Consider the following 24,642-nt stretch of genomic DNA (forward strand, 5'->3'; position numbering starts at 1 on the left):
AACCGTCACGTCCAACCCGCATTATCCGGTCGAGCCGACCTAAGGAAACACCATCGTGAAAATCAACTGGGCCGAAAGGCTGCGCCAGCAAGTCCATGGGCTGGCCGAGTCCCTGGGGAATCTGTTTGTCGAGTCGTTCCACTACCTGGCGCTGTTTGCCATCGGAGCGGTGACCGCCTGGGCAGCGGTGATGGAATTTCTGGGGATGCTGGAGAACGGGCACATCAAGATCGATGACATCCTGCTGCTGTTCATCTACCTGGAATTGGGCGCGATGGTGGGGATTTACTTCAAGACCAACCACATGCCCGTGCGCTTCCTGATCTACGTGGCGATCACCGCGCTGACGCGCCTGCTGATCTCCAACGTGTCGCACCACAACCCGCCGGACGTGGGCATCATCTACCTGTGCGGTGGCATCCTGCTGCTGGCGTTTGCCATCCTGGTGGTGCGCTACGCGTCGTCGGCTTTCCCTTCGGTGAAGGTCGAAGGCCCGCGTCGCAAGGGCGAGGCGAGCCTTGAAACCGAGAAAGGTGAGCTTTAAAGCCCGACGCTGAACGGCAGGGTACGGGCGGGCGGTTGCTGCAGGAGTTTGTGGTTGTCGCCGTCCGTCATCAGTTCGAGGATTTCCACGGCGCTATGGCCCTGCTCGATGGCGATGCCGAACTGGATGCTCTGTACCAGGCGGCGCAGCCGTTGCGGGTCGTTGCGTTGTTCGGCGCTGATCATGCGCTTGGCCACCACGCCGGTCTCGTCCGAAAGGGTGAGCATGATGCTGCCGTCCAGCCGCTGGATGCTCAGGTTGACGCGATATTGAGGGCTGAAGGTATCGGTGATGATCTGAAAAGGATTGTCCATGGTGCGTTACCGCCTGATAAGAACATGCAGTCATTGACGGCCGGTGTCGGGATTAGTTCGCATCGCCTGACCATCGGCCAAAGTCCGTTTTCCTCGTAAGTTCTACAGCAAGCCTCGTGCCGTACAGGCGCTGAAGTTTTAATGTGGGAGGGGGCTTGCCCCCGATAGCGGTCTTTCAGCCAAGTATTTATTGGCTGACACACAGCTATCGGGGCAAGCCCCCTCCCACATTTGTTCTGTGTGGCTATTGGGGTCGGTGAACTGTTTCAGGGCAACGCTGAGAAAATGATCGCAGACAACGCAATCTGGCAGTGCTCCAATCAGCACTCCACCCAGCTGACCGCCAGGCCGCCCCGCGACGTTTCTTTGTATTTGTCATGCATGTCGGCGCCGGTATCGCGCATGGTGCGGATCACCCGGTCGAGGGAAATGAAGTGCTTGCCGTCGCCGCGCAGGGCCATTTGCGTGGCATTGATTGCCTTGACCGCGGCAATGGCGTTGCGCTCGATGCACGGCACTTGCACCAGGCCACCGACCGGGTCGCAGGTCAGGCCGAGGTTATGCTCCAGGCCGATTTCGGCGGCGTTTTCCAGTTGCTCCGGGGTAGCGCCGAGAATATCGGCCAGGCCGGCGGCGGCCATGGCGCAGGCCGAACCGACTTCGCCCTGGCAGCCGACTTCGGCGCCGGAGATCGAAGCGTTTTTCTTGCAGAGGATGCCGACGGCGGCAGCGGCCAGGAAGAAATTCACTACGTCATCATCAGACGCATCAGGATTGAACTTCATGTAGTAATGCAGCACCGCCGGGATGATCCCCGCCGCACCATTGGTCGGCGCCGTGACCATGCGCCCGCCGGCGGCGTTTTCTTCGTTGACGGCAAGAGCGAACAGGTTGACCCATTCCATCGCCGACAAGGTGGAGGTGATGACGTTGGGCTTGCCGATTTCCAACAGGCTGCGATGCAATTTCGCCGCCCGCCGTGGCACATCCAGGCCACCAGGCAGGATGCCTTCATCGCGCAGACCCTGTTCCACGCATTCTCGCATCACCGACCAGATGTGCAGCAGGCCACTGCGGATTTGTTCGTCGCTGCGCCATGCACGTTCGTTGGCCATCATCAGTTCGGAAACCCGCAAGCCGTGCTTGTTGCACAAGGCCAGCAGTTCCACCGCGCTGGAAAAGTCGTAGGGCAATTGCACATCGCTGGTCGGTGCGATGCCTGATGCAGCTTCGGCAGCTTCGATGATGAAGCCACCGCCCACCGAGTAATAGGTTTGCTCGCTGAGTAGGCCGTTATCGCCATAGGCGTGTAGTGACATGGCGTTGGGGTGGTAAGGCAGGCTTTCGTCCAATAGCAGGAGGTCGGTTTGCCAGTTGAAGGCAATTTCCTGGGCACCCGCAAGCAGCAATTGGCTGGACTCGCGCAGTTGCTGGATACGTGCATTGATCGAGGTGGGGTCGACCTTATCCGGCCATTCCCCCATCAGGCCCATGACACAGGCGCGGTCGGTGGCGTGGCCGATGCCCGTGGCGGACAGCGAGCCGTACAGGCGTATCTCGACGCGGCGGGTCTGGCTGAGCAAATGCTGGTCGACCAGCGCCTGGGCGAAGGTTGCCGCAGCGCGCATCGGGCCGACGGTATGGGAGCTGGAGGGGCCAATGCCCACTTTGAATAGATCGAAAACACTGATAGCCATGCTAAACCCTTACAAGCAATGGAGTAGAAATCGCTGCCATGTTTTGTAGGACGAGCGCAATTAGGGCGATACTGAGCCTATGGATCGACACTGACCAACGAATTGTTCTAAGACACCCTTTAGCAGGACTAAACCCTATGACTCGCCCCCTCAATGGCCAGACCTATGTGTGGTTGCATGTTTTCGCCTGCGCTGCACGGCACCTGTCGTTCACCCGCTGCGCTGAAGAACTGCATATCACACCAGGTGCGGTGAGCCAGCAGATTCGCCAGTTGGAGGAGCGCCTAGGGTTTCGGTTGTTTCATCGGCGTGCGCGCGGGGTGGAGCTCAGCGCCGAGGGGCAGCGCCTGGCGGCTGTGGTGGGGGAGGCCTACGGCAGCATTGATGCGGAATTGCGGCGCCTGGACGCGGGAATGATCAGTGGCACCTTGCGCTTGCGTTCGATCCCGTCGTTTCTCGGTAAGTGGCTGACCCCGCGTTTGCCGCGTTTGCAGCAGCGTTTTCCGGACATTCAATTGCGCCTGGTCGCCGAAGACAGCAGCATCGCCTTGCATGAAGGTGATTTCGACCTTGCCATCGACCTGAACGACGGCAGCTACCCCGGCCTGTTATCCACAGCCTTGCTGGACGAGCAGATATTCCCGGTGTGCGCTCCCAGCTTATTGCGTGGTCGGCCACCGTTGCACGGCCCGGCTGACCTCGCGCACTTCCCGCTGCTACACGACATCACCGCCTGGCGTGGGAGTTATGAATATGCCGAGTGGGAGTTCTACCTTAATGCCATCGGCTACCACGGCGCGGATGTGCGGCGCGGGCATACCTTCAACCGCAATCACTTGACCATCGAAGCTGCCATTGCCGGCATGGGCGTGGCAATTGCGCGGCGCACCTTGCTCAATGATGAACTGGAGCGCGGCACCCTGATCGTGCCATTCGGCGTGGCCGTGCCCAACCATAAACGCTACGTGCTGCTGTATGCGCCGGGTGCGTTGAACCATCCGGGCGTGCGTGCGGTGCATGATTGGCTAGTGGAGGAGGCAGGGTTTTTTCGTGTTTTGCACCCTTTGGCAGAGGCGCAATTATGAGATTGGCTGGTCGTAAGAAGATGTAACTAACTCCCCACCCTACCAGCGTTTTTGCCCGTCGTCAGGGTTAATTTGTAATGTAGGATTTATCTTTGCAAAGGGGTTGAATTGTTTCAGCAGGTGCTCAATTGTGTAATCAGGAGGTCATGGTTTCACCACCCCGGTGTTGCAGTTTGTGACCTCTGGCGAGCTAGCTGAAATAAGGGAAGAACTATGCAAATCCAAGTCAATAGCGATAACCATATTGAAAGCAGCATCCGACTGGAGGAGTGGGTACGTACTACCATTGAGAGCACGCTCGAACGTTATGAAGAAGACCTGACCCGTGTTGAGGTCTACCTGCGGGATGAGAACGGCGACAAGCCCGGTCCCCACGATTTAAGTTGCCGCCTGGAAGCACGGCCAAAGGGCCATCAACCGGTTTCCGTGTGCCATAAAGCCGATACGCTGGAACAAGCGATCGATGGCGCCGCCACCAAGTTGGACCATGCGTTGGAACACCTGTTTGGCAAACTGCAAGGCAAGCCCCGCGCTGCCGCGAAAACCCAGCCAATCAACAAAGTGAATGAAGACGCGCTTGAAGAGGAATTCCTGGAAAACGAAAACGCTGCAATCAACGGCTGACCGTTTTTTAAACCCCACTGAAAACGGGCCTGCACATGCAGGCCCGTTTTCGTTCAGCCACGGAGCCTGAAGAAATACCGGCTCAGTGCGGCTAATCCGCAAGCCCCCAAACCCGCAAAGAGCATGGCCCAACCGGCGCCGGTGCGCAGTGCCGTCTGCGCATCAACGGCGGTCAGCCCCGGCGCGTTCAACTTGCCTGCTGCAATATGCTGGCTGAGTGTTGCCCACTCCAATGCCGTGTTGTCAGGCAGCACATTGGCCAAGTGGTGGCTGATCCCCAGCAACAACACCAGGCCCATCAACGCAATGTTGAGTGCCAGGGTGATCAGTCGTGCGCTGAAGTCAATGCCCGACGCCATGCCCGCACGGTCAGCCGAGACTGCGCCGGTGGTGGTGTTGGTGGTGGGCGAGTTGGTCAACGCCAGGCCAATGCCGGCGATCACGCAACTGAGCAACACCAGCGCGGTGCTTGGTTGTGCAGCGATATTGACAGCGGCCATGGCCAGGAACCCCGCGCCCATCGTACCCAGGCCCAGGGGAATGATGCGTTTGGCGCCGAAACGCAAGGCCAGGCGTTCGGCCACGGGCGGCACCAGCAGGGTAGGCAAGGTGTAGGCAAGCAGGGCGGCGCCAGTGGTCAGCGTGTCGTAGCCCAGCCCAGCCTGGAAGTACAGCGGCAGGTAGATCATGAACGGCCAGAAGCTGAAGTTCATGCCGATCGAGCCCATCAACGCACCGTTGAAGCGCTGGATACGGAATACCGAGAAATCGAACATCGGGTGTGGGCTGCGCCGTTCGATCAAAATGAACAGCAGCATGCCGATCAAGGACAGGCCGGCCCAACCGAGCATCGCCGGGGTGCCAAAGCCGTACTCGCTGCCCTGGGTGATGAAATAGACCAGCGCGAACACCGTCAGCGTCAAGGTCAGCATACCGGCAATGTCCAGGCGGTGACCGGCCGGGTCACGGGATTCCTGCACGCTGGCATGCAGCAGCACCAGGGTGAACAGAGTCAGCGGTACGTGGACCAGAAACACCCAGCGCCAGTCCGCCACGGCCAGGATCAATGCCCCGACCATCGGTCCGAACCCGAGGCCCACGCCGGCGATCACGCCCCATATTGCAAACGCCCGTGCCCGCGCCGCCGGTTCGCGGAACTGATGAGACAGGATGGCGAACTGGCAAATCATCATCGCCCCAGCGCCAATGCCCTGAACAAACCGCGCCACGATCAGTGTCGATGCACTTTCCGCCAAGCCACAGGCCAGCGAAGCCAGGCCGAACAGCCACAGGCATAGCACCAGCATGCGCCGACGACCAAAGCGGTCGGCCAAGGTGCCTGCCGCCATCAGCACGCTGGTGCAGGCCAGGGTGTAGGCATTCATGATCCACTGGGCGTCTTGAAAGCCTGTGCCCAACTCCTTCTCCAATGTAGGCAGGATGACCGGCACGCTGGAAATTTCCAGGCCGAACATCAGGGCTACCAGGCAGACAGCGGTGAGGGCCATGCCATTTCTGGCGGTGGTCGGCGGGTTGAGGGCCGTTACATCAGCGGCGGGCGGCATCACAGGTTCCTTTTGAATAGGGGAGGCTCTATTCTCTCGGGAACCGAATTCGTTATTCGTGATAATTTTTCCATCAATAAGGGAATTAAAGGTGACAATTGACTTATGGCTACCCCGCGCTTTGATGGTGTCGAGCTGTTTTTGCAAATCGTCGAGAGCGGCAACCTGACTGACGCCGCCGAGCGTCTGAGCCTTACCCGCTCGGCCGTTGGTAAAGGTTTGGCGCGTCTGGAGGCGCGGCTGGGCACTTGTCTGTTGCAGCGCTCCACACGCCGCCAGCGGTTGACCGAGGACGGGCAGGCGTACTACGAACACTGCATGCGTGCATTGGCCGAACTGGACGCGGCCGAATCGGTGCTGGAAAGTGGTCGGCAACAACCACGAGGGCGGCTGAGGGTCAGTGTGCCGCTGGCGTTCGGGCACCACTATGCCGCACCGGCGTTGTGGGGCTTGATGGAGCGTTACCCTGAACTGGAAATCGAGATTTGCTTCTCCGACCGCATAATCGACCTTGCACAGGAAGGTTTCGACTTGGCTGTGCGGATCGGCACGTTGCCGGATACCGACCGCCTGAGTGCACGTCGGCTGGGGCAGCAGGTCATGGGGCTGGCGGCGTCGCCGGCGTATCTGCAGCGCAGGGGGAGCATTGAAAGTATCGAAGACCTGGCCGTTCATCGCGGCATTGCGTACCGCAGCAACACCACGCATCGCTCACACCTGGCCTCGCCCTTGGTGCTGGATGATCTCCAAGCGGTAGCCGATGCGGTCATCGCGGGCGTAGGGCTGGCCTGGTTACCGAGTTGGTTGATCGCCCACTATGCGTTGCGCGGGCAATTGCAGGCAGTGTTGCCAAGCTATCGCGAGCAGCCGGCGCCGATCCATGTAGTCTGGCCGACGGCGGTGCATATGCCGGCCAAGACGCGGTGTGCCATCGATGCGTTGGTGGTGGCTACGCCCAGTTGCCTGGCGGGTAGCTGAAGTCGGTTAGGTCCAATGTGGGAGGGGGCTTGCTCCCGATGGCGGTGTATCAGTGGCAAATGTACCGACTGACACACCGCTATCGGGAGCAAGCCCCCTCCCACAGTAGGTTCTGTGTTGTTCTGCAGATTTGGATCAGAACGCGATAGAGGTTTGCACATACACCGTACGCGGCTCACCCACGTACTTGCCCTTGTTGTTATCGTCAAACGAGCGGGTGTAGTACTGTTTGTTGAAGATGTTCTTCACCCCCACCGCCACATTCAAATCCGACAGCTGCGGGCCGAAGTCATAGGCCGCTCGGCTGCTGAACAGCATATAGCCGGGGATGCGTCCATTGGCACCGTCGGCGCTTTCGGCCTGGGTGTTGGCATTGTCGGCAAACTGGCTGCTCTGGTAGCTGCTGTCCACATTCAGCTTCCACGGGCCGTCGGTGTAACCCACGCCGAGAGTGCCTTTGTGCTTGGACGAGAAGGGCACGCGGTTGCCTTTGTTCGGGCCGTCTTCGCGGATGGTCGCGTCAACATAGGCATAAGTGGCATACACATCGAAACCCGCCAGCGCCGGGCTCAGGCCGTCAAGGGCGTAGTTGATGCTCGACTCGATGCCCTGATGGCGCGTCTCGCCACGGGCGATCACCGTGTCGTTGGTCTGGTTGCTGTCGTACTGGTTATCGAAGTTGATCAGGAAGGCGCCAATTTCCGCACGCAGCGTGCCGTTGTCATAGCGCGTGCCGAGCTCCCAGGTGCGGGCCTTTTCCGGTTTCACCTCGCCACTGTTCACACGGTTGGGCATCTGGCTGTACTGCACGCTGCCGAACGAGCCTTCGGTATTGGCGTAGAGGTTCCAGTCGTCGGTGAGGTGGTAAAGCACGTTCAGCGCCGGCAGTGCGGTGTTGTAGTCGCCCTTGTACTTGACGTTGCTCAGGTTGTTGGTCTGCTGGGACTCGATCATCTCGTAGCGAATGCCCGGGGTGATGGTCCATTTGCCGATATCGATGCGGTCGTCGATGAAGAACGCATTGGCTTCGGTGCCACCGCGCGTGTCGCGGTCGTTGCGGCTGTCGGTGGTCGGGATTTGCTGGTTGGCGGCAATCGGTGTGCGGTAGCGCAGTTCGTGGCCGGCTTCATTGATGTAGCGGTAGCCGACGCCCACCTCATGGCTTGTGGGGCCGAGGTCGAAGCCCTGGGCGAAGCGGGTCTCGAGGCCACGTACCCAATATTCGCGTGGCGACAGCGACAGGAAGCTGCCCTGGTCCAGGTAACCGCTGCGCAGTGTCTTGGTAAAGAAGCTATTGACCGTGAATTCGCGGCGGTCCTGCTCGTAGCGATAGCCGACGTTGAACATGGTACGGCGGCCCCAGAACTTGTCGTAGGGGCGGGTGGACTGGTACGGATCGGCCTTGTAGTCCTTGACGTTCAAACCGCCGGGCATGTCGGCCTGGCCTTCGTAGTACTGCGCCATGGCGTTGAAGCTGTTGGCGTCGTCCAGTTGGTATTTGCCCTTGAGGATCAGGTCGTCGATGCGCGTGTTGCTGTTTTCGCGCCAGTCGCCGCCCCGGGTTCCCGAGTACAGCAGCGCGCCGCCCAGGCCATTGTCGGCAGTGCCGCCGGCCAGCAGGTTGCCGGTGGTCTTGAAACCGTCGTGGCTGGAAGACGGGCTGGTTTCGGTCTGCAAGCCACCCTTGACCGTGGGCGCATCCGGGATGGCGCGGGTCACGAAGTTGACGATGCCGCCGACGTTCTGCGGGCCGTAGCGCACCGCACCGCCGCCACGGACCACGTCCACCGCGTCCATGTTGCCCATGCTGATCGGCGCAAAGGACAACTGGGGCTGACCATAGGGTGCGAACGGCACCGGGATGCCATCCATCAGCACTGTTGAGCGCGACGCCAGTCGCGGGTTGAGCCCGCGAATGCCGAAGTTCAGCGCCATGTCGTGGCTGCCGGTGCCGTTGTTTTCCGGGGCATTGACCCCGGGAATACGGTTGAGCACATCGCGGGCCTGGGTTGCGCCTTGGCGTTCGAACTCTTCACGGCGGATCACATCACGGGCGCCGGGGTGTTCGAACACATTGGTTTGCGCCGCGTCACCGAGCCAGTCGCCGACCACGTTGGAGGTTTGCAATTCAAGGGGGACGGTGACGCCGGTCGGTTGCAGGCTGTAGGCATTGTCACCTTCGGCCCGGGCCTGCAGGCCGGTACCTTCCAGTAGTTTCTGCAGGCCGTCGGCCGCGCTGTAATTGCCCGCCAGGCCACGGGTTTGCATGCCGGCCGTCACTTCAGAACCGAAGGACACCAGCACACCGGCTTCGCGACCAAATTGATTCAGGGCCGCTTCCAGGGTGGTCGGCGCGATGTGGTAGGCCTTGGTGTCGGCAGCCATCACGGGGGGCAGGACGGTCAGGCTGAGGCTGGCGCCCAATAGGAGTTGGCGCAAGGTGCGGGCGAGTAGCGTCGGTTGCTGGGGCATGAAGGCGGTCCTGAGAAGGAAGGATCAAGGTGGCTTTCCTTCTCTGTCACGCCAGGTGCGGAAAACGGCTCACATTTATAAAAAAATATTTACTGTAGGAGCGAGCTTGCTCGCGAAAATCGTCAACGGTAACGCCGGTTGCCTGGTTTAACGCGGTGTGCTGGCGTTTTTCGCGAGCAAGCTCACTCCTGCAAATGCATCAGGCACGTGCCTGCACGGTCACCCAATAACGGGTAAAGCGCCGCACTTTCACTGGCAGGCTGACTTCCAGCAGGTCGAGGATGCGTTCGCTGTCATCCAGCGGGTAGCTGCCCGACAGCAGCAGGTTTGCCACTTGCGGGTCGCAATGCAGCTGGCCGCGGCGATAACGGCCCAGTTCGCTGAGAAAGTCTTCCAGGCGCATATGCGCGGCCACCAGCATGCCGTCGGCCCAGGCGCCGCTGTTGGCGTCGGTCGAGCGCGGGGTGTCCCAGCCCTTGCGGGTGAAATTCACTTGGTGCGCTGCCGCTATGGTCAGTGGCAGGCCACTGTAGTTATTGGGCGTGACCTCTACCTGGCCGGCCAGCACTGCGAGTTGGGTATGGTCGTTGAACTGGCGCACATTCAGGCGCGCCGCCTGGCTGCTGAGCAGGCCCTGGCCGGTCAGCACGCGCAATGGTGTATCGCCTGCACGGGAGGTCAGCAGAATTTCGCCTTCGAGCAGTCGGATCAGCCGTTGCTGCCCATCGATATGCACATCCACTGCGCTGCCCGTGTTGAGTTTCAACTGGCTGCCGTCGGCCAGTTGCACGCTGCGACGCTGGCCTACCGGGCAGCGATAGTCGGCGCTCAGCGGCGGCAGGATATGTTGCTGGCGCAGGCTCCAAACTGCTGCCGAACCGGCGCCCAGGATCAGCAGCAACTTCAGCGCCTGGCGCCGGCTGCGCAAGGTGGGGGCATTCAACGCCGCGTGGGCCAGGGGCGAGGGCATGCCGCGCAGGCGTTGGTTGACCTGCTGGATCTGTTCCCAGGCACGCTGGTGCTCGCTATGGGCATTCAGCCATTGTTGCCAGGCAGCTTGCTGGCGTGGAGTGAGCGCGCCTTGCTGCATTTCCAGCAGCCAGTGCACGGCTTGTTCGGCGACTTGGCTGGAGACGTTCATAACGCGAAGTAACAGCGCATGGCCGCCTTGGTCAGGTGGCGCTTGACGGTGGCGATGGAGATGCCCAGTTCGGCACTGATCTGCGCGTAGGTCAGGCCATCGAGCTGGGCGAGCAGGAAGGCCCGCTTGGCCAGCCGGGGCAAGCCATCGAGCAGTTGGTCCAGTTCCAGCAGGGTTTGCAGGATGATTGCGCGGTCTTCTTCCGACGGTGCGACGTGCTCGGGCATTTGCGCCAAGGCATCGAGGTAGGCGCGCTCCAGGTCCTGGCGGCGATAGAAGTTGAACAATACGCGCTTGGCCACGGTGGTGAGGAAGGCACGGGGTTCAATCAGCGTCGGGGTGTCCCGTGCGCTGAGCACGCGGATGAAGGTGTCCTGCGCCAGGTCGGCGGCGTTTTCCGGGCAGCCGAGCTTGCGTCGCAACCAGCCGGTGAGCCAGTGGTGATGGTCGTTGTACAGAACTTCGACAGTATTGGACGGCTGCAACGCGATCACTCCGTAAGCATCGCCATGCTTTAGAGAACAAGAATTGTTCGCATTGTAGGGGCGGCGACAAGGTTCGGCAATCCGTCACGGCAGGTGATTCATCCGTTCTCTTTTGCTTATGAGAATATTTATCATTAATATTGCGCGCTGATCAGCTTGGCGTCTGCCGCATGAAAAGCAAAACCTCATTGCCCGTTTCCTACCGCCTCGCCGTCACCTCGCGTGTGCTGGCGGCTGTTATCGGCGGCTACCTGATGGCGTCCCTGGCCGCCATCTGCCTGGCGTTGTGGATGCCCACATCGCGTGCCGACGCGGTGGTCACCGGCATGATGAGCTCGTTCGTGTTCTACCTGCTGGCGGTGCTGTGGTGCTTTGCCTGCCGCACTGCGTGGCGTGCCTGGGCGGGGGTGATGCTGCCAAGCGCGCTGTTTGCCACCCTGGCCGGCGTAGGTTTGTGGATGGTGCGCATATGAAGGAGGGTTTTCGCCAAGCCATGGCCTGGCTGCATACCTGGGCCGGGTTGATCTTCGGCTGGCTGCTGTTCGCGATTTTCCTGACCGGCACCCTGGCCTATTTCAAAGACGAAATCACCCACTGGATGCAGCCCGAAGTGCAGGCCCATCCCCTGGATGACGGGCGCAGCCTTGCCGTGGCCCAGAATTACCTGCAACAACAGGCGCCCACGGCCGCACGCTGGTTCATTACCCTGCCGACCCAGCGCGATCCTGGTCTTTCGGTGATGTGGCAAGACAAGGTCGAGCCCGGTAAGCGAGGGACCTTCATCCAGAAAGTCCTCGACCCGGTCAGCGGCCAACCGGTGCAGGCCCGCGACAGCAAGGGCGGCGAGTTCTTCTATCGCTTCCACTTCCAGCTGCAAATGCCTTACCCGTGGGGCCGCTGGCTGTCGACCATCGCCGCCATGGTGATGTTTGTCGCGTTGATTACCGGCATCATCACCCACAAGAAAATCTTCAAGGATTTCTTCACCTTCCGCCCGCGCAAAGGCCAGCGTTCCTGGCTGGACGGGCATAACGCGGTGGGTGTGCTGGTGCTGCCGTTTCATCTGATGATCACCTACAGCAGCCTGGTGATTTTCATGAGCATGGTCATGCCAGCGCCCATCATGGCGTCCTACGGCGACGACAGCCGGGCGTTCTTCAAGGAGCTGTTCCCCAACACCGACAACGCGCCGGCTCTCGGCCAATCGGGCCAGTTGCTGCCGTTATTGCCGATGTACCAGCAGGCGCGCGAGCAGTGGGCGGGCGGCCATGTGGGACGGGTGGCGGTCAACAACCCTGGGGATGTGAACGCGTCGGTCAATGTGTTCCGCGCCAGCTCCGATAGCGTGGTGCACGATTTCGGCAGCACCGTTTCATTCAACGGCACCACGGGCGAGTTGCTGCGAGTCAGTGGTGAACCGTCCTTGCCGTCGGTCATCGGTGGCAGTTTCTATGGCCTGCACATGGGCCATTTCGCCGGCCCGGTGCTGCGCTGGCTGTACTTTATCTGCGGGTTGGCGGGCACGGCGATGATCGGCACCGGCCTGGTGATCTGGCTCGGCAAGCGTCAGCTCAAACACGCCAAGAGCGCAGCGATGCCGTTTGAATTGCGCCTGGTCGAGGTGCTGAATATCGCCAGCATGGCTGGTTTGATGATCGCCATCGCCGCGTTTTTCTGGGCTAACCGCCTGTTGCCGGTAAGTTTCGCCGCGCGCTCCGACTGGGAGGTGCAAGCCTTTTTTGTCGCCTGGGGCCTGAGCTTGTTGCACGCGATGCTGCGTCGCGGTCGCCGAGGCTGGGTCGAACAACTGAGCATCGGCGCGCTGCTGTTTGTGGCGATCCCGCTGCTTAACGCAATGACCACCCCGCAGCATTTGGGCGTCTCGCTGATGAACGGCGACTGGGCCATGGCCGGCTTCGACCTGACCTGCCTGGCCAGCGGTGTGTTCCTTGCCTGGGCGGCGTGGAAGATGCAACGCCGTACCGCGTCGCAACCCAAAGCCGAGCGTGCGCGTGGGTTGACGCTCAAGCAGGAGGCCGGCTGATGCTCCTCGCGCTGCTGATGTGCTACGCCGGGTTTACCGCGCTGTGCCTGTCCACCGACCGTCATCACGGCGAGCTGCTGCACCGCAAACCCACGTCGAAGCGGCGCGTGGGGCTGCGCCTGGCCGGCTGGTTGTTATTGACTGTCTCGATCTGGCCGGCGGTGCGTGCCTCAGGTTGGAGCCAGGGCCTGGTCGAGTGGTGCGCAGTGTTGATGCTGAGCGCCTTGCTGCTGGTACTGCTGTTGCCGTATCGGCCAAGGTTGGCCTTGAGCCTGGCAGGTCTCAGCCTGCTGGCCAGCCCTGTTGCAGCATTCGCACTGTCCTGAGCCTGCCATGATAATCAGCCCACCGCCGGAGCCCCAGGACAGCCCGCACAGCGATGCGCCCGGTGGGCGTGCGCATTTCCTGCAGGTGTTTTTGTCCCAGCGTTCGCAGATGGAAGCGCTGGTCAGTCGCCGCGTCGGTTGCCGTGCCACAGCGGCCGACCTGGTGCAGGATTTGTTCCTGCGCTTCTGGCGTCGCCCCTTGGTGCAGGTTGAAGAACTCAGCACCTACCTGCTGCGCTGCGCCGGTAATATCGCTATCGATCACCTGCGTAGCGAAGGTGCACGGGCCCGCTGCAGCGAAGGCTGGTTGCCCGAGTACTCAGATCCCCAAGTCTGCGAACCCCAGGCCGCACTGGAGGCAGGCCACGATCTGCGACACGTGGAAACCGCCCTGCGCAATTTGCCCGAGCGTACCCGCCAGATTTTCCTGCTTAATCGTATCCACGGGCGCAAGTATGCAGAAATTGCCAAAGCCATGGGGCTGTCCCAAAGTGCCGTGGAAAAACATATGATGCGCGCCCTCGAAGCCTGCAAGGCCAGCCTTCGTGAACCAACGCAGCCACGCACGCCAGGGAAAGCACCGTGAACATCACGCCGACACCCGCCCAGGAACAGGCCGCCCTTGACTGGCTGAGCCTGCTGCATGACCAGCCCAGCAGCGGCGACCAGGCCACGTTCAGCCGCTGGCTGCGCGCCGATCCCGCGCATGCCGAAGCGTACGCCAAGGCTCAGGTACTGTGGGAGTTGAGCGAAGAGCCGGCGCGCAAGCTGGCCGATGAAGACGCGCTGGCCTTACAGGCCTACCTCAATAAGATGAATTCCTCCAGGCGCTCCCGTGCACTGCGCTGGCCCGGCGCCCTGGCCCTGGCCGCCTGCCTGCTGGTGATGGTGTCGATGGGCGCCGGTTGGCAGCCGTCGCGCTGGGTCGATGAGTTGGGCGCTGATTATGTGACGGCGCCGGGGGAGGTGAAGACCTTCACCCTGGCCGATCAGTCCGAGGTCACCCTTGACGCCGACAGCGCCATTGCCGTGGATTTCAGCCATGGTCAACGGCATATCCAGCTGCGGCGTGGCGCGGGATTTTTCAGCGTGGCACACACCGGCCAGTCCTTTGTGGTGGAGGCGGGCGGTGGTCAAGCGCAGGTGCTGGGCACCCAGTTTGAAGTGCGCCTGCAACCGGCCGGAGCCGAGGTCACCGTATTGTCCGGCCGAGTGGGCGTGACACCTTCGGAACAGGGCCGGCAGCAGGTTTTGACAGCAGGCCAGCAAGTGGCCTACGCCGATGGCGTTGCCGATGCCATGCACGCTGTCGACAGCGAATCCCGCTTGGCCTGGCGCGATGGTTGGCTCAACTACTACAAGGCGCCGCTGGCCGATGTAGTCCAGGATTTGAGTCGTTATTACCCTGGCCGATTGCTGCTGCTCAATCAAGAGCTGGGCGCCAAACGCGTCAGCGGCAGTTTTCCGAGCAAGGACCCGTTGGCAGTATTGAACGCCTTGCAAGCGGTGCTGGGCTTTGAACAACACAGGCTGTTGGGCCGAGTTATCGTATTGCGCTAGACGCAGCGCCGTTCACCGAACCTTCATCGCAATCGCTAAAACCTGTCACCAAACGGTTACACGTGCCGTGGATCATCCCTGGGTTCCTGAGCAAGTGGTCAGGAAGAGCACCTCTGCCCCATACAACACAACAATGTCAGTAAGGGATCTACACGTGAACTACAACTCTCTTTATGCCTTGCTTCTGGCATCGGGCCTGGGCGGCTTTGCACCGCTGGTGATGGCCGATGACACCCAGGACGTAGGTTCGGTGAACGTTGCCGGCAAGCAGACCCTGGGCAACGGCCACATGATTCGCGAAGAAAGTGCCAAGGCGCGCTCGACGGTGACCAAGGAGGCCATGGACGAAATGTCGGCCACCGCCAACGCCATCGACAAGCTCAAATACACCCCGGGCATCAACGTTTCCAGCGATGACGCCAGCGGCACCAGCGGCACCAACTTCACTATGCGCGGCATGAGTTCGGACCAGGTCGGGGTGTCGGTGGACGGCGTGCCGATCAACGATTCGGGCAACTACAGCGTGTATTCCAACCAGCTGGGCGACCCGGAAAACCTTGCAGAAGTGTTCGCCACCCAGGGCTCCTCCGAGGCCGACGGCCCGCACATCGGTTCCAGCGGCGGCAACATCGGCATGATTACGCTGCGGCCAACCAAGGAGGCGGGGGTTTTTGCCAAGCAGACTATGGGTACCAATAACCTGCGCAAGACCTTCGTGCGGGCAAATACCGGTGATTTCGGTGGCCTCAAGACCTGGGTCTCGGCATCGCACCTGGAAGGTGACAAGTGGCGCGGCAAGGGCACCCTGCGCAGCGATAAAATCGAGTGGAGCAGCCTGTTCGAAGGTGACAACGGCAATTCCACGTTGGCCACGGTCAAGTACAACAAGCAGGAGAACTACAACTACAACAGCCTAAGCAAGTCGCAATTCGACAACGAAGGACGGCGCAAGGACTACGCTGAAAGCCCAGTGTACAAGGCCGGTTTGTTGTCTGCGTCCTACAAGCTCAATCGCAACCCTTTTGAAAGCGTCAACGCCACGCTGACCCAGCGCTGGCAACTGCAAGACAATCTGTCGCTGACGGTCACGCCGTATTACTACTGGTCCAACGGTGGCAGCTTCAGCGGGCAGACTGCCTCCAACCTGGGGCCGAGATCCGACAAAGCCGGCAATTACGACCTCGGCAACCTGCAATCGGCCAACTACTACCGCCCTTCGTGGACCGAGACCTGGCGCCCCGGCGTCACGGCCAAAATGAAGTGGGACATCAACGAAGAACACAGCCTGGACTACGGCTACTGGTATGAACGCGCACGCCAGCGCCAGACCCAGCCGTTTATCGGCATCAACGGCGAAGGCGCGCCGGATGACGTGTGGGGTGACTACAACAGCGGCGGCCAGGTGGTCGACAAGAACGGCGCGACGGTACAAGGTCGTCACTACTACACCGTCACCCCATCGCAGAAGCTGTGGGTACAGGACAGCTGGCAAGCCACGCCGGACCTGAGTTTTGTCGGCGGCGTGGCCTACCAATACGTCGAACGTGACGGCAATAACCTCGGCAGCCTGTACGACAAGCCGGAAAAACGTAACACCCGTTACCACCAATTCCTGCCCAACTTCAGCGCCAAGTACCAGGTCGACGAGAGCAACCAGGCGTTTTACAACGTCACCCGCAACATGCGCACGCCGCCCAACTACGTGCTGTACAACAAGGGCGATTCCGTCAGCCTCAAGTCCGAGTTGAGCTGGAACCAGGAGCTGGGCTGGCGCTACACCGAAGACGACATGGCCTTGAGCGCGACCCTGTTCTACATCAGCTTCAAGGATCGTCAGGTGTCGACCACCGATGCCAGCGGCGACTACATGGTGCTCAACGTAGGCAGCGTCGCTAACAAAGGCCTGGAACTGGAATGGAGTGGCCTGCTGCCCCACAACTTCAACTACTACGCGTCCTACACCTACACCCAGTCCGAGCAGAAGGACGATCTGCTCAGCAAGAATGTGCTGTTGCCCACCTCAGGCAAGCAACTGGCCAACGTGCCGGAAAACATGTTCAACCTGGTGTTCGGCTATGACGACTCGCGGTTCTACGGCAACGTGGCGGGCAAGTATGTCGGCAGCTTCTACGGCGATTTGACCAACAAGGAGAAAATCGACGGTCGCACGGTGTTTGACCTCAATGCCGGTGTCTATTTGCCAGTGGACAAGAAAGTCATCAAGTCGGCGACCCTGCGCTTGTCGATGCTCAACGTCTTCGACAAGCAATACCTGAGCTCGGCTCGCACCGTGGCGTTCAACTCGACACCGGTCAACGGCCTGGCGCCGAGCACGGCGTATTACAACGTAGGGGAGGAGCGCACGGCGATGGTGTCTCTAGAGGCCAACTTCTAAGACCACCACGAAACCAAATGTGGGAGGGAGCAAGTCGAATCGTCGCACCGCCCCTCCCACATTTGATCCACGGTGTTTCAGGAACTGGGTTATTTCAGGGCCGCCATGATCGCATCCGGGTCGTAGTCGCGGATCAGTGTGCCATTGACGTCCACAAATGGAATTCCGCCACCACCCAACGCCTCATAGGCCTTGCGCGCCTGGGCGTCCTTCTCGATATCCAGCGCCTGGTACGGGATACCCTTCTGGTCCAGAAAACGTCGGATCTGCTTGCAGTATCCGCACCACTGCGTGGAATACAGCACCACACGCGCCGAGGCGCGTACCTGTTCCGAAACCACCTGGGACGGGTTGAATAGCCGCTCGACCTTGCCCCAGTTCTGGATCACCACCACCACCAGCAACACCAGCAGGACTTTCTTGAAGACCCCGCCCAGCATCAATTACGGCGCTTGAGCTGGTCGGTCAGTTGGGTCGGCAGGCCCTTGATGATCAAGGTGCCGGCAGCTTCGTCGTACTCGATCTTGTCGCCCAGCAGGTGTGCTTCAAAGCTGATGGACAAGCCCTCGGCGCGCCCGGTGAAACGGCGGAACTGGTTGAGGGTGCGTTTGTCCGCCGGGATTTCCGGCGACAGGCCGTAGTCCTTGTTGCGGATATGGTCGTAGAACGCTTTTGGCCGATCTTCATCGATCAGGCCGGAGAGTTCTTCCAGGCCCATGGGCTCGCCGAGCTTGGCCTGGCTGCTGGCGTAGTCCACCAGGGTCTTGGTCTTTTCGCGGGCGGATTCGTCAGGCAGGTCTTCGCTTTCGACGAAGTCGCTGAACGCCTTGAGCAGGGTACGGGTTTCGCCGGGGCCGTCGACGCCTTCCTGGCAGCCGATAAAGTCGCGGAAGTACTCCGAGACCTTCTTGCCGTTCTTGCCTTTGATAAAGGAGATGTATTGCTTGGACTGCTTGTTGTTCTGCCACTCGGAGACGTTGATGCGTGCCGCCAGGTGCAACTGGCCCAGGTCCAGGTGACGCGAGGGGGTCACGTCCAGCTCGTCGGTCACTGCCACGCCTTCGCTGTGGTGCAGCAGGGCGATTGCCAGGTAGTCGGTCATGCCTTGCTGGTAGTGGGCAAATAGCACATGGCCGCCGGTGGAGAGGTTGGATTCCTCCATCAGCTTCTGCAGGTGCTCCACGGCGGTGCGGCTGAAAGTGGTGAAATCCTGGCCACCGTCAAAGTATTCCTTCAACCAGCCGCTGAACGGGTGCGCGCCGGACTCGGCATGGAAGAAACCCCAGGCCTTGCCTTGTTTGGCGTTGTAGCTCTCGTTGAGGTCGGCAAGCATGTTCTCGATGGCGGCCGACTCGGACAGCTCGGAGTCGCGGGCGTGGAGAACTGCGGGTGTGCCGTCGGGTTTTTTGTCGATCAGGTGGACGATGCAATGACGGATCGGCATAGGCTTCTCGGCTGGTTGAAGGGGGAGCGGTCGGCCTCCCCGAAAAGTCGCCCAGTGTACCGCACCCATTGGTCAAGACGTGCCTGGAAGGGCGTTTTGGACGACGTCCGACCGGGCATATGCCTTTTTTTCACGGTTTAGAGCGATAAAGCTGACCAAATGGGTATGTTGAGGCGGATATTTCCCCGTCTCTGTGCTAGTTTTGCCCGGTCTTACGCCAAGTCTCGGCGTTAAGCGTGCATTCAGCATTTGTCAGGTCGAACCAATCCCCGTTTCAAGCATCTATAACCCCGATCTCCGTGGTTATGGCCGGGGATGCCAGGCCATGACGGCCAGGCTCGACGGCTGACACTGCACTCTGCAATCCATATGAATTTGATAGGGAAGGAACACCACAATGGCTTTGACTAAAGACCAACTGATCGCTGATATCGCTGAAGCTATCGACGCGCCAAAAACCACCGCGCGTGCTGCTCTGGACCAACTGGGCCAGATCGTTGCTGATCAGCTGGAAAACGGCGGCGAAATCACTCTGCCAGGCATTGGCAAGCTGAAAGTGACCGAGCGTCCTGCCCGTACTGGCCGTAACCCTTCGACTGGCGCTGCCATCGAAATCGCTGCCAAGAAAGTTATCAAGCTGGTTGTGGCTAAAGGCCTGACCGACGCTGTTAACAAGTAAGACGCAGTAAAAAAACCGTGCTCCGGAGTGATCCGGGCACGGTTTTTTGTTGCCTGCGGTTTTTCAAACTAACTGTAGGAGCGAGCTTGCTCGCGAAAGACGTTAACGATAACGCGCCCGTTCTGGTTGGACGCGGAGCCTTGGTGTTTTTCGCGAGCAAGCTCGCTCCTACAGGTGGGCTAGCGGACCCAGCGCTGGCGCCAGATCTGCTGCTCATTCTTGGTCTGGAACGTCCACGCCACGAACCGGCTTTGCTTCTGCCCCTGGGACATCTCCACCACCTGGCTTTCCAGCACGCCGGCTTTTTTCAGTGCGGTCTGGATCGCGGGCAGGTTTGACGCTTTTGACACCAGGGTGCTGAACCACAACACCTTGTGGGCAAAATGCGCACTTTCGGCGATCAGCTGCGTCACAAAGCGCGCTTCGCCGCCTTCACACCACAGCTCGGCCGATTGGCCACCGAAGTTGAGCACTGGCAACTTGCGTTTCGGATCGGCCTTGCCCAGGGCACGCCACTTGCGCTCGCTGCCTTTGGTGGCCTCGTCCATGGACGCATGGAAGGGCGGGTTGCACATGGTCAGGTCAAAGCGCTCGCCCGGCTCCAGCAAGCCCAGCAGGATCTGCTTGGGGTTGGGCTGTTGGCGCAGTTGGATGACCTTGCCCAGGTCATTGGACTGCACAATGGCCTTGGCGGCGGCCACGGCGATGGGGTCGACTTCCGAGCCCAGGAAGTTCCAGCGGTACTCCATATACCCAATCAGCGGGTAGACGCAGTTGGCGCCCATGCCGATATCCAGCACCTTGACGATGGAGCCGCGCGGGATCTTGCCGTCGTTGACGCTGGCCAGCAGGTCGGCGAGAAAATGCACATAGTCGGCACGCCCCGGCACCGGCGGGCACAGGTAATCGGCCGGGATGTCCCAATGCTCGATGCCATAGAACGACTTGAGCAAGGCCCGGTTGAACACGCGCACCGCATCCGGGCTGGCAAAGTCGATGCTCTCCTTGCCATAGGGATTGATGATCACGAATTGCGCCAGCTCTGGCGTGGTCTTGATCAGCGCCGGGAAGTCGTAACGGCCCGTGTGGCGGTTGCGCGGGTGCAGGGTAGCCTCTTTGCGCGGAGCCACGGGCTTGGCCGGGGTAGCGGATTTGGGCTTCTTGCGCGGAGGTTTAGGCGTAGTGGGGGCGGTCATGTTGATTCTGGTGTTGGCTCAAAGTGGCGGCCATTGTCACACATCCTGAGCTCAACCCGGTCAAATGTGGGAGGGGGCGTGCTCCCGATAGCGGTGTGACAGTCAAGAATATTGAGACTGATCCAGCGCTATCGGGAGCAAGCCCCCTCCCGCATAGGCAAAAAAAAGAGACCCGGAGGTCTCTTTTTTCACGCGAGTCAAACCTTACAGGCTGGAGATCCGCGCATGTTGCTCGGCCAACTTGCCCAAAGCCTGTTCAGCTTCGGCCAACTTGGCGCGTTCCTTGTCGATCACTTCGGCCGGTGCCTTGTCGACGAACGCCGCGTTGGACAGCTTGCCGCCCACGCGCTGTACTTCGCCTTGCAAGCGAGCAATTTCCTTGTCGAGACGGGCCAGTTCCGCGCCCTTGTCGATCAGCCCGGCCATCGGCACCAGCACCTCCATATCGCCGACCAACGCGGTGGCAGACAACGGTGCTTCGGCATCGGCAGCCAATACGGTGATCGACTCCAGCTTCGCCAACTTCTTGAGCAGCGCGTCGTTCTCGCTGAGGCGACGCTGATCTTCAGCGCTGGCGTTTTTGACGAACACCGCCAATGGCTTGCCCGGGCCGATGTTCATCTCGGCGCGGATGTTGCGCGTGCCGAGCATCAGGGTCTTGAGCCATTCGATATCGCTTTCGGCGGCCGCATCGATGCGTGCTTCATTGGCCACCGGCCAAGGTTGCAGCATGATGGTCTTGCCTTCGATACCGGCCAGCGGTGCCAGGCGCTGCCAGATTTCTTCGGTGATGAACGGCATGAACGGGTGCGCCAGGCGCAGCGCCACTTCCAGCACGCGCACCAGGGTACGACGGGTGCCGCGCTGGCGTTCGACCGGTGCGTTTTCGTCCCACAGCACGGGCTTGGACAGTTCCAGGTACCAGTCGCAATACTGGTTCCAGATGAACTCGTACAGCGCCTGTGCGGCCAGGTCGAAACGGAACTGGTCGAGCTGGCGGGTCACTTCGGCTTCAGTGCGTTGCAGCTGCGAGATGATCCAGCGGTCGGCCAGGCTCAGCTCATAGGCTTCGCCGTTCTGACCGCAGTCTTCGCCTTTGTCCAGCACGTAGCGTGCAGCGTTCCAGATCTTGTTGCAGAAGTTGCGATAGCCTTCGACGCGGCCCATGTCGAACTTGATGTCGCGACCGGTAGAGGCCAGGGAGCAGAAGGTGAAGCGCAGGGCGTCGGTGCCGTAGCTGGCGATGCCATCTGCGAACTCATCGCGGGTCTGCTTCTCGATCTTTTTCGCCAGCTTCGGCTGCATCAGGCCCGAAGTGCGTTTCTGCACCAGGGTTTCCAGGTCGATGCCGTCGATGATGTCCAGCGGGTCCAGGACGTTGCCCTTGGACTTGGACATCTTCTGGCCCTGGCCGTCGCGTACCAGGCCGTGCACGTACACGGTCTTGAACGGTACCTGCGGGGTGCCGTCTTCGTTCTTCACCAAATGCATGGTGAGCATGATCATCCGGGCAACCCAGAAGAAAATGATATCGAAGCCGGTAACCAGCACATCGGTGGAGTGGAATTTCTTCAGGAACTCGGTCTGCTGCGGCCAGCCCAGGGTGGAGAAAGTCCACAGGCCCGAGCTGAACCAGGTGTCGAGTACGTCGTTGTCCTGTTGCAGCGCAACGTCCGGGCCCAGGTTGTGCTTGGCACGTACTTCGGCTTCGTCGCGGCCAACGTAGACCTTGCCCGACTCGTCGTACCAGGCCGGGATGCGGTGGCCCCACCACAGCTGGCGGCTGATGCACCAATCCTGGATGTCGCGCATCCACGAGAAGTACATGTTTTCGTACTGCTTGGGCACGAACTGGATACGGCCATCTTCCACGGCGGCAATCGCAGGCTCGGCCAGCGGCTTGGTGGACACGTACCACTGGTCGGTCAGCCACGGCTCGATCACGGTGCCGGAGCGGTCGCCCTTCGGCACTTTCAGGCCGTGGTCGTCAACGCTGACCAGCAACCCGGCAGCGTCGAACGCGGCAACGATCTGCTTGCGCGCTTCGAAGCGGTCGAGACCGGCGTATTCGGTCGGGATCTTGCCGTCGATGCTGTTGTTCAGCGTACCGTCCAGGTTGAACACCTGGCAGGCCGGCAACACGGCGGCGTTCTTGTCGAAGATGTTCAGCAGCGGCAGGTTGTGACGCTTGCCGACTTCATAGTCGTTGAAATCGTGGGCCGGAGTGATTTTCACGCAGCCGGTGCCGAACTCAGGGTCGCAGTAATCATCCGCGATGATCGGTATGCGACGGCCAACCAGCGGCAGCTCGACGAACTTGCCGATCAGCGCCTGGTAGCGCTCGTCGTTTGGATTAACCGCGACGGCGGCGTCGCCCAGCATGGTTTCCGGACGCGTGGTGGCGACGATCAGGTAGTCGTTGCCTTCGGCGGTCTTGGCGCCGTCAGCCAGCGGATATTTCAGGTTCCACAGGAAACCTTTCTCGTCGTGGTTTTCCACTTCGAGGTCGGAAATGGCCGTGTGCAACTTAGTGTCCCAGTTGACCAGGCGCTTGCCGCGGTAGATCAGGCCGTCTTCATGCAGGCGCACGAAAGCTTCCTTAACGGCTTCCGACAGGCCATCGTCCATGGTGAAGCGCTCGCGGCTCCAGTCTACGGACGAACCCAGGCGACGGATCTGACGGCTGATATTGCCGCCGGACTGGTCTTTCCATTCCCAGATTTTTTCCAGGAATTTCTCGCGCCCCAGGTCGTGGCGGCTCTGGCCGGTGGCTTCGAGTTGACGTTCCACCAGCATCTGGGTGGCGATACCGGCGTGGTCGGTGCCCGGTTGCCACAGGGTGTTGCGGCCCTGCATGCGGCGGAAACGGATCAAAGCATCCATGATCGCATTGTTGAAGCCATGGCCCATGTGCAGGCTGCCAGTGACGTTCGGTGGCGGAATCATGATGGTGTAGGAATCGCCGGCACCTTGTGGGGCGAAATAGTTCTCGGACTCCCAGGTGTTGTACCAGGAAGTTTCGATAGCGTGGGGCTGATAGGTCTTATCCATGCGCGGCGGGACCCTAGTTGGCATTTATTCAGGAAAGCCGGCAAGTATAACGGGGCAGGGCGAGGAGGGCGAGTTGAAGACGGACTTAAGGCTGATGCAAAACTAATGTGGGAGGGGGCTTGCTCCCGATTGCTGAGTGTCAGCCACCGAATCATCGGCTGATACACCGCTATCGGGAGCAAACCCCCTCCCACAGGAAATATCAGTGTGGCTCAGGACTGGTATTGGCTGAGCAACCGTTCCATGCGCGCATCCATCCGCCGCTTGATCTCGGTTTCGATATGCGGCGCAAAATCATCGATCACGTCCTGCATGATCAATTGGGCGGCAGCGCGCAGTTCGTTGTCCAGGTGCAGCAGCAGGGCGTCGGGTGCTTTTTCAGCTGCTGGCGCGGGCTCGGCGACAGGCTCCGGCGCGGCGGGCTTGCCGCTGACCATATCGAACAACAGCGGAATCTGTACCTCGCCGTCCACCGTGTCGGTCAGCAGCGGCGGCTGCAGGTTGTCATCACCCAGCAACTGGCGGATCGACTCAAGGTCGTCCAGCAGGTGGTCGTCTTTTTTCAGCGGGTTGGGAGTGTCCATCGTGTACTCAGAGTCGTTGTAGCCGGTGATCCTGCAAAGAATAGCCCTGTTCGCGGTAGAAACGGAAACTCTCCCGCGCGGCCTGACGAATAGCCGGGTCTTCCACCACCACTTCCGCCACGCGGGCAAACGCCTTGGCAAAGGCCGGTACTTTCAGGTCAAGGTTGACCAGCAGGTCCTGGTGATCGCCGCAACTGTCCCCCAAACCCAGGACAATCGGGCTTTCGGGTTCGGATTCGGCGGGGCCGTGGGGCACGAAGCTTTCGCCCTTGAAGCGCCACAGGCGGGCATCCAGTTCGTCACGTTGGGTTGCATCGCTGCAGTGCAGGTAGATGCGGTGGCCCATGCGCCAGGCTTTTTCGGTGAGCTTGCAGGCAAAGTCCAGGCGCGCGAGGGGATCGGCGCTGGGCAATATATAGAAGTCGACTTGGGTCATTGCAGTTCCTGGTGCTGGCCCG

Annotated in this window: 23 protein-coding genes; 11 read left to right on the top strand and 12 right to left on the bottom strand. The window is 60.6% G+C overall.

All coding sequences use genetic code 11. The annotated features are described in order from the left end of the window. The first annotated feature begins 55 nt into the window (after positions 1–55). The gene (locus KVH01_RS01160; protein WP_016978246.1) at positions 56–544 is read left to right on the top strand and encodes a phosphate-starvation-inducible protein PsiE; all 489 of its coding nucleotides are present in this window, start codon (positions 56–58) and stop codon (positions 542–544) included. Here the strand turns inward: KVH01_RS01160 and KVH01_RS01165 are convergent. Together KVH01_RS01165 and KVH01_RS01170 are read right to left on the bottom strand one after the other, a co-directional pair. After that, positions 541–858: a DUF3509 domain-containing protein gene (locus KVH01_RS01165; protein ID WP_056845458.1), complete on the bottom strand. Its 318-nt coding sequence runs from the start codon at positions 856–858 to the stop codon at positions 541–543. The genes KVH01_RS01160 and KVH01_RS01165 overlap by 4 nt on opposite strands. Before the next feature lie 320 nt (positions 859–1,178). Continuing rightward, positions 1,179–2,555 carry an L-serine ammonia-lyase gene (locus KVH01_RS01170; protein WP_217880167.1) on the bottom strand — a complete coding sequence of 459 codons (1,377 nt, stop codon included), beginning with the start codon at positions 2,553–2,555 and terminating at the stop codon, positions 1,179–1,181. A gap of 137 nt (positions 2,556–2,692) precedes the next feature. Between KVH01_RS01170 and KVH01_RS01175 the strand changes: the two genes are divergently transcribed. Beyond that, complete coding sequence (locus KVH01_RS01175) at positions 2,693–3,640, top strand: LysR substrate-binding domain-containing protein (protein WP_217880168.1); 948 nt, start codon at positions 2,693–2,695, stop codon at positions 3,638–3,640. A 213-nt stretch (positions 3,641–3,853) separates the two neighbouring features. Further along, positions 3,854–4,264: an HPF/RaiA family ribosome-associated protein gene (locus tag KVH01_RS01180; RefSeq protein WP_032877636.1), complete on the top strand. Its 411-nt coding sequence runs from the start codon at positions 3,854–3,856 to the stop codon at positions 4,262–4,264. Between the two features lie 53 nt (positions 4,265–4,317). Here the strand turns inward: KVH01_RS01180 and KVH01_RS01185 are convergent, their stop codons facing one another. Beyond that, on the bottom strand, positions 4,318–5,829 hold the full coding sequence (locus tag KVH01_RS01185) for an MFS transporter (protein WP_217880169.1): 1,512 nt from the start codon (positions 5,827–5,829) through the stop codon (positions 4,318–4,320). A gap of 105 nt (positions 5,830–5,934) precedes the next feature. On the opposite strand from KVH01_RS01185, the gene KVH01_RS01190 reads away from it, so the two are divergent. Next, on the top strand, positions 5,935–6,807 hold the full coding sequence (locus tag KVH01_RS01190; RefSeq protein WP_217880170.1) for a LysR substrate-binding domain-containing protein: 873 nt from the start codon (positions 5,935–5,937) through the stop codon (positions 6,805–6,807). A 135-nt stretch (positions 6,808–6,942) separates the two neighbouring features. Here the strand turns inward: KVH01_RS01190 and fecA are convergent, their stop codons facing one another. The 3 genes from fecA to KVH01_RS01205 form a co-directional block, all read right to left on the bottom strand. After that, positions 6,943–9,279, bottom strand: a complete 2,337-nt coding sequence (fecA, locus tag KVH01_RS01195; protein ID WP_217880171.1) for a TonB-dependent Fe(3+) dicitrate receptor FecA — start codon at positions 9,277–9,279, stop codon at positions 6,943–6,945. 199 nt (positions 9,280–9,478) lie between these two features. Then, on the bottom strand, positions 9,479–10,420 hold the full coding sequence (locus KVH01_RS01200; protein WP_217880172.1) for a FecR domain-containing protein: 942 nt from the start codon (positions 10,418–10,420) through the stop codon (positions 9,479–9,481). Then, complete coding sequence (locus KVH01_RS01205; protein WP_043048690.1) at positions 10,417–10,905, bottom strand: sigma-70 family RNA polymerase sigma factor; 489 nt, start codon at positions 10,903–10,905, stop codon at positions 10,417–10,419. The genes KVH01_RS01200 and KVH01_RS01205 overlap by 4 nt, the downstream gene beginning before the upstream one ends. 170 nt (positions 10,906–11,075) lie before the next feature. Between KVH01_RS01205 and KVH01_RS01210 the strand changes: the two genes are divergently transcribed. From KVH01_RS01210 to KVH01_RS01235, 6 genes are all read left to right on the top strand, one after another. Beyond that, positions 11,076–11,378 carry a DUF3649 domain-containing protein gene (locus tag KVH01_RS01210; protein WP_217880173.1) on the top strand — a complete coding sequence of 101 codons (303 nt, stop codon included), beginning with the start codon at positions 11,076–11,078 and terminating at the stop codon, positions 11,376–11,378. Then, positions 11,375–12,949 (top strand): PepSY domain-containing protein, encoded by a 1,575-nt coding sequence (locus tag KVH01_RS01215; RefSeq protein ID WP_217880174.1) that lies wholly within the window; start codon positions 11,375–11,377, stop codon positions 12,947–12,949. Before KVH01_RS01210 ends, KVH01_RS01215 begins: the two co-directional genes overlap by 4 nt. Further along, a complete protein-coding gene (locus KVH01_RS01220; protein ID WP_217880175.1) occupies positions 12,949–13,275 on the top strand; it encodes a DUF3325 domain-containing protein in 327 nt (108 codons plus the stop codon). Before KVH01_RS01215 ends, KVH01_RS01220 begins: the two co-directional genes overlap by 1 nt. 7 nt (positions 13,276–13,282) lie before the next feature. Continuing rightward, a complete protein-coding gene (locus KVH01_RS01225; RefSeq protein ID WP_217880176.1) occupies positions 13,283–13,861 on the top strand; it encodes an RNA polymerase sigma factor in 579 nt (192 codons plus the stop codon). Beyond that, positions 13,858–14,835 (top strand): FecR family protein, encoded by a 978-nt coding sequence (locus KVH01_RS01230; protein WP_217880177.1) that lies wholly within the window; start codon positions 13,858–13,860, stop codon positions 14,833–14,835. The genes KVH01_RS01225 and KVH01_RS01230 overlap by 4 nt, the downstream gene beginning before the upstream one ends. Positions 14,836–14,989: 154 nt before the next feature. After that, positions 14,990–17,230: a TonB-dependent receptor domain-containing protein gene (locus tag KVH01_RS01235; protein WP_217880178.1), complete on the top strand. Its 2,241-nt coding sequence runs from the start codon at positions 14,990–14,992 to the stop codon at positions 17,228–17,230. Positions 17,231–17,319: 89 nt separating this feature from the next. Here KVH01_RS01235 and KVH01_RS01240 read toward each other — a convergent pair whose 3' ends face one another. Both KVH01_RS01240 and yejK read right to left on the bottom strand, forming a co-directional pair. Further along, on the bottom strand, positions 17,320–17,670 hold the full coding sequence (locus KVH01_RS01240) for a glutaredoxin family protein (protein WP_068966269.1): 351 nt from the start codon (positions 17,668–17,670) through the stop codon (positions 17,320–17,322). Beyond that, entirely contained in the window at positions 17,670–18,674 is a 1,005-nt protein-coding gene (yejK, locus tag KVH01_RS01245) for a nucleoid-associated protein YejK (RefSeq protein WP_003171997.1), read from the bottom strand. The genes KVH01_RS01240 and yejK overlap by 1 nt, the downstream gene beginning before the upstream one ends. 397 nt (positions 18,675–19,071) lie before the next feature. On the opposite strand from yejK, the gene KVH01_RS01250 reads away from it, so the two are divergent. Continuing rightward, positions 19,072–19,353 carry an HU family DNA-binding protein gene (locus KVH01_RS01250; RefSeq protein WP_005785131.1) on the top strand — a complete coding sequence of 94 codons (282 nt, stop codon included), beginning with the start codon at positions 19,072–19,074 and terminating at the stop codon, positions 19,351–19,353. A 179-nt stretch (positions 19,354–19,532) separates the two neighbouring features. Here KVH01_RS01250 and rlmF read toward each other — a convergent pair whose 3' ends face one another. The 4 genes from rlmF to KVH01_RS01270 all read right to left on the bottom strand — a co-directional run bounded on the left by rlmF (position 19,533) and on the right by KVH01_RS01270 (position 24,620). After that, positions 19,533–20,549 (bottom strand): 23S rRNA (adenine(1618)-N(6))-methyltransferase RlmF, encoded by a 1,017-nt coding sequence (gene rlmF / locus KVH01_RS01255; protein ID WP_217880179.1) that lies wholly within the window; start codon positions 20,547–20,549, stop codon positions 19,533–19,535. Between the two features lie 204 nt (positions 20,550–20,753). Continuing rightward, a complete protein-coding gene (locus KVH01_RS01260) occupies positions 20,754–23,600 on the bottom strand; it encodes a valine--tRNA ligase (RefSeq protein WP_217880180.1) in 2,847 nt (948 codons plus the stop codon). Positions 23,601–23,812: 212 nt separating this feature from the next. Then, positions 23,813–24,184 (bottom strand): hypothetical protein, encoded by a 372-nt coding sequence (locus KVH01_RS01265; protein WP_043048659.1) that lies wholly within the window; start codon positions 24,182–24,184, stop codon positions 23,813–23,815. A 7-nt stretch (positions 24,185–24,191) separates the two neighbouring features. Further along, positions 24,192–24,620 (bottom strand): DNA polymerase III subunit chi, encoded by a 429-nt coding sequence (locus tag KVH01_RS01270; protein ID WP_043048661.1) that lies wholly within the window; start codon positions 24,618–24,620, stop codon positions 24,192–24,194. Positions 24,621–24,642 lie beyond the last annotated feature (22 nt).

The sequence above is a fragment of the Pseudomonas khavaziana genome, from assembly GCF_019145205.1.
GTDB classification, from domain to species: domain Bacteria; phylum Pseudomonadota; class Gammaproteobacteria; order Pseudomonadales; family Pseudomonadaceae; genus Aquipseudomonas; species Aquipseudomonas khavaziana.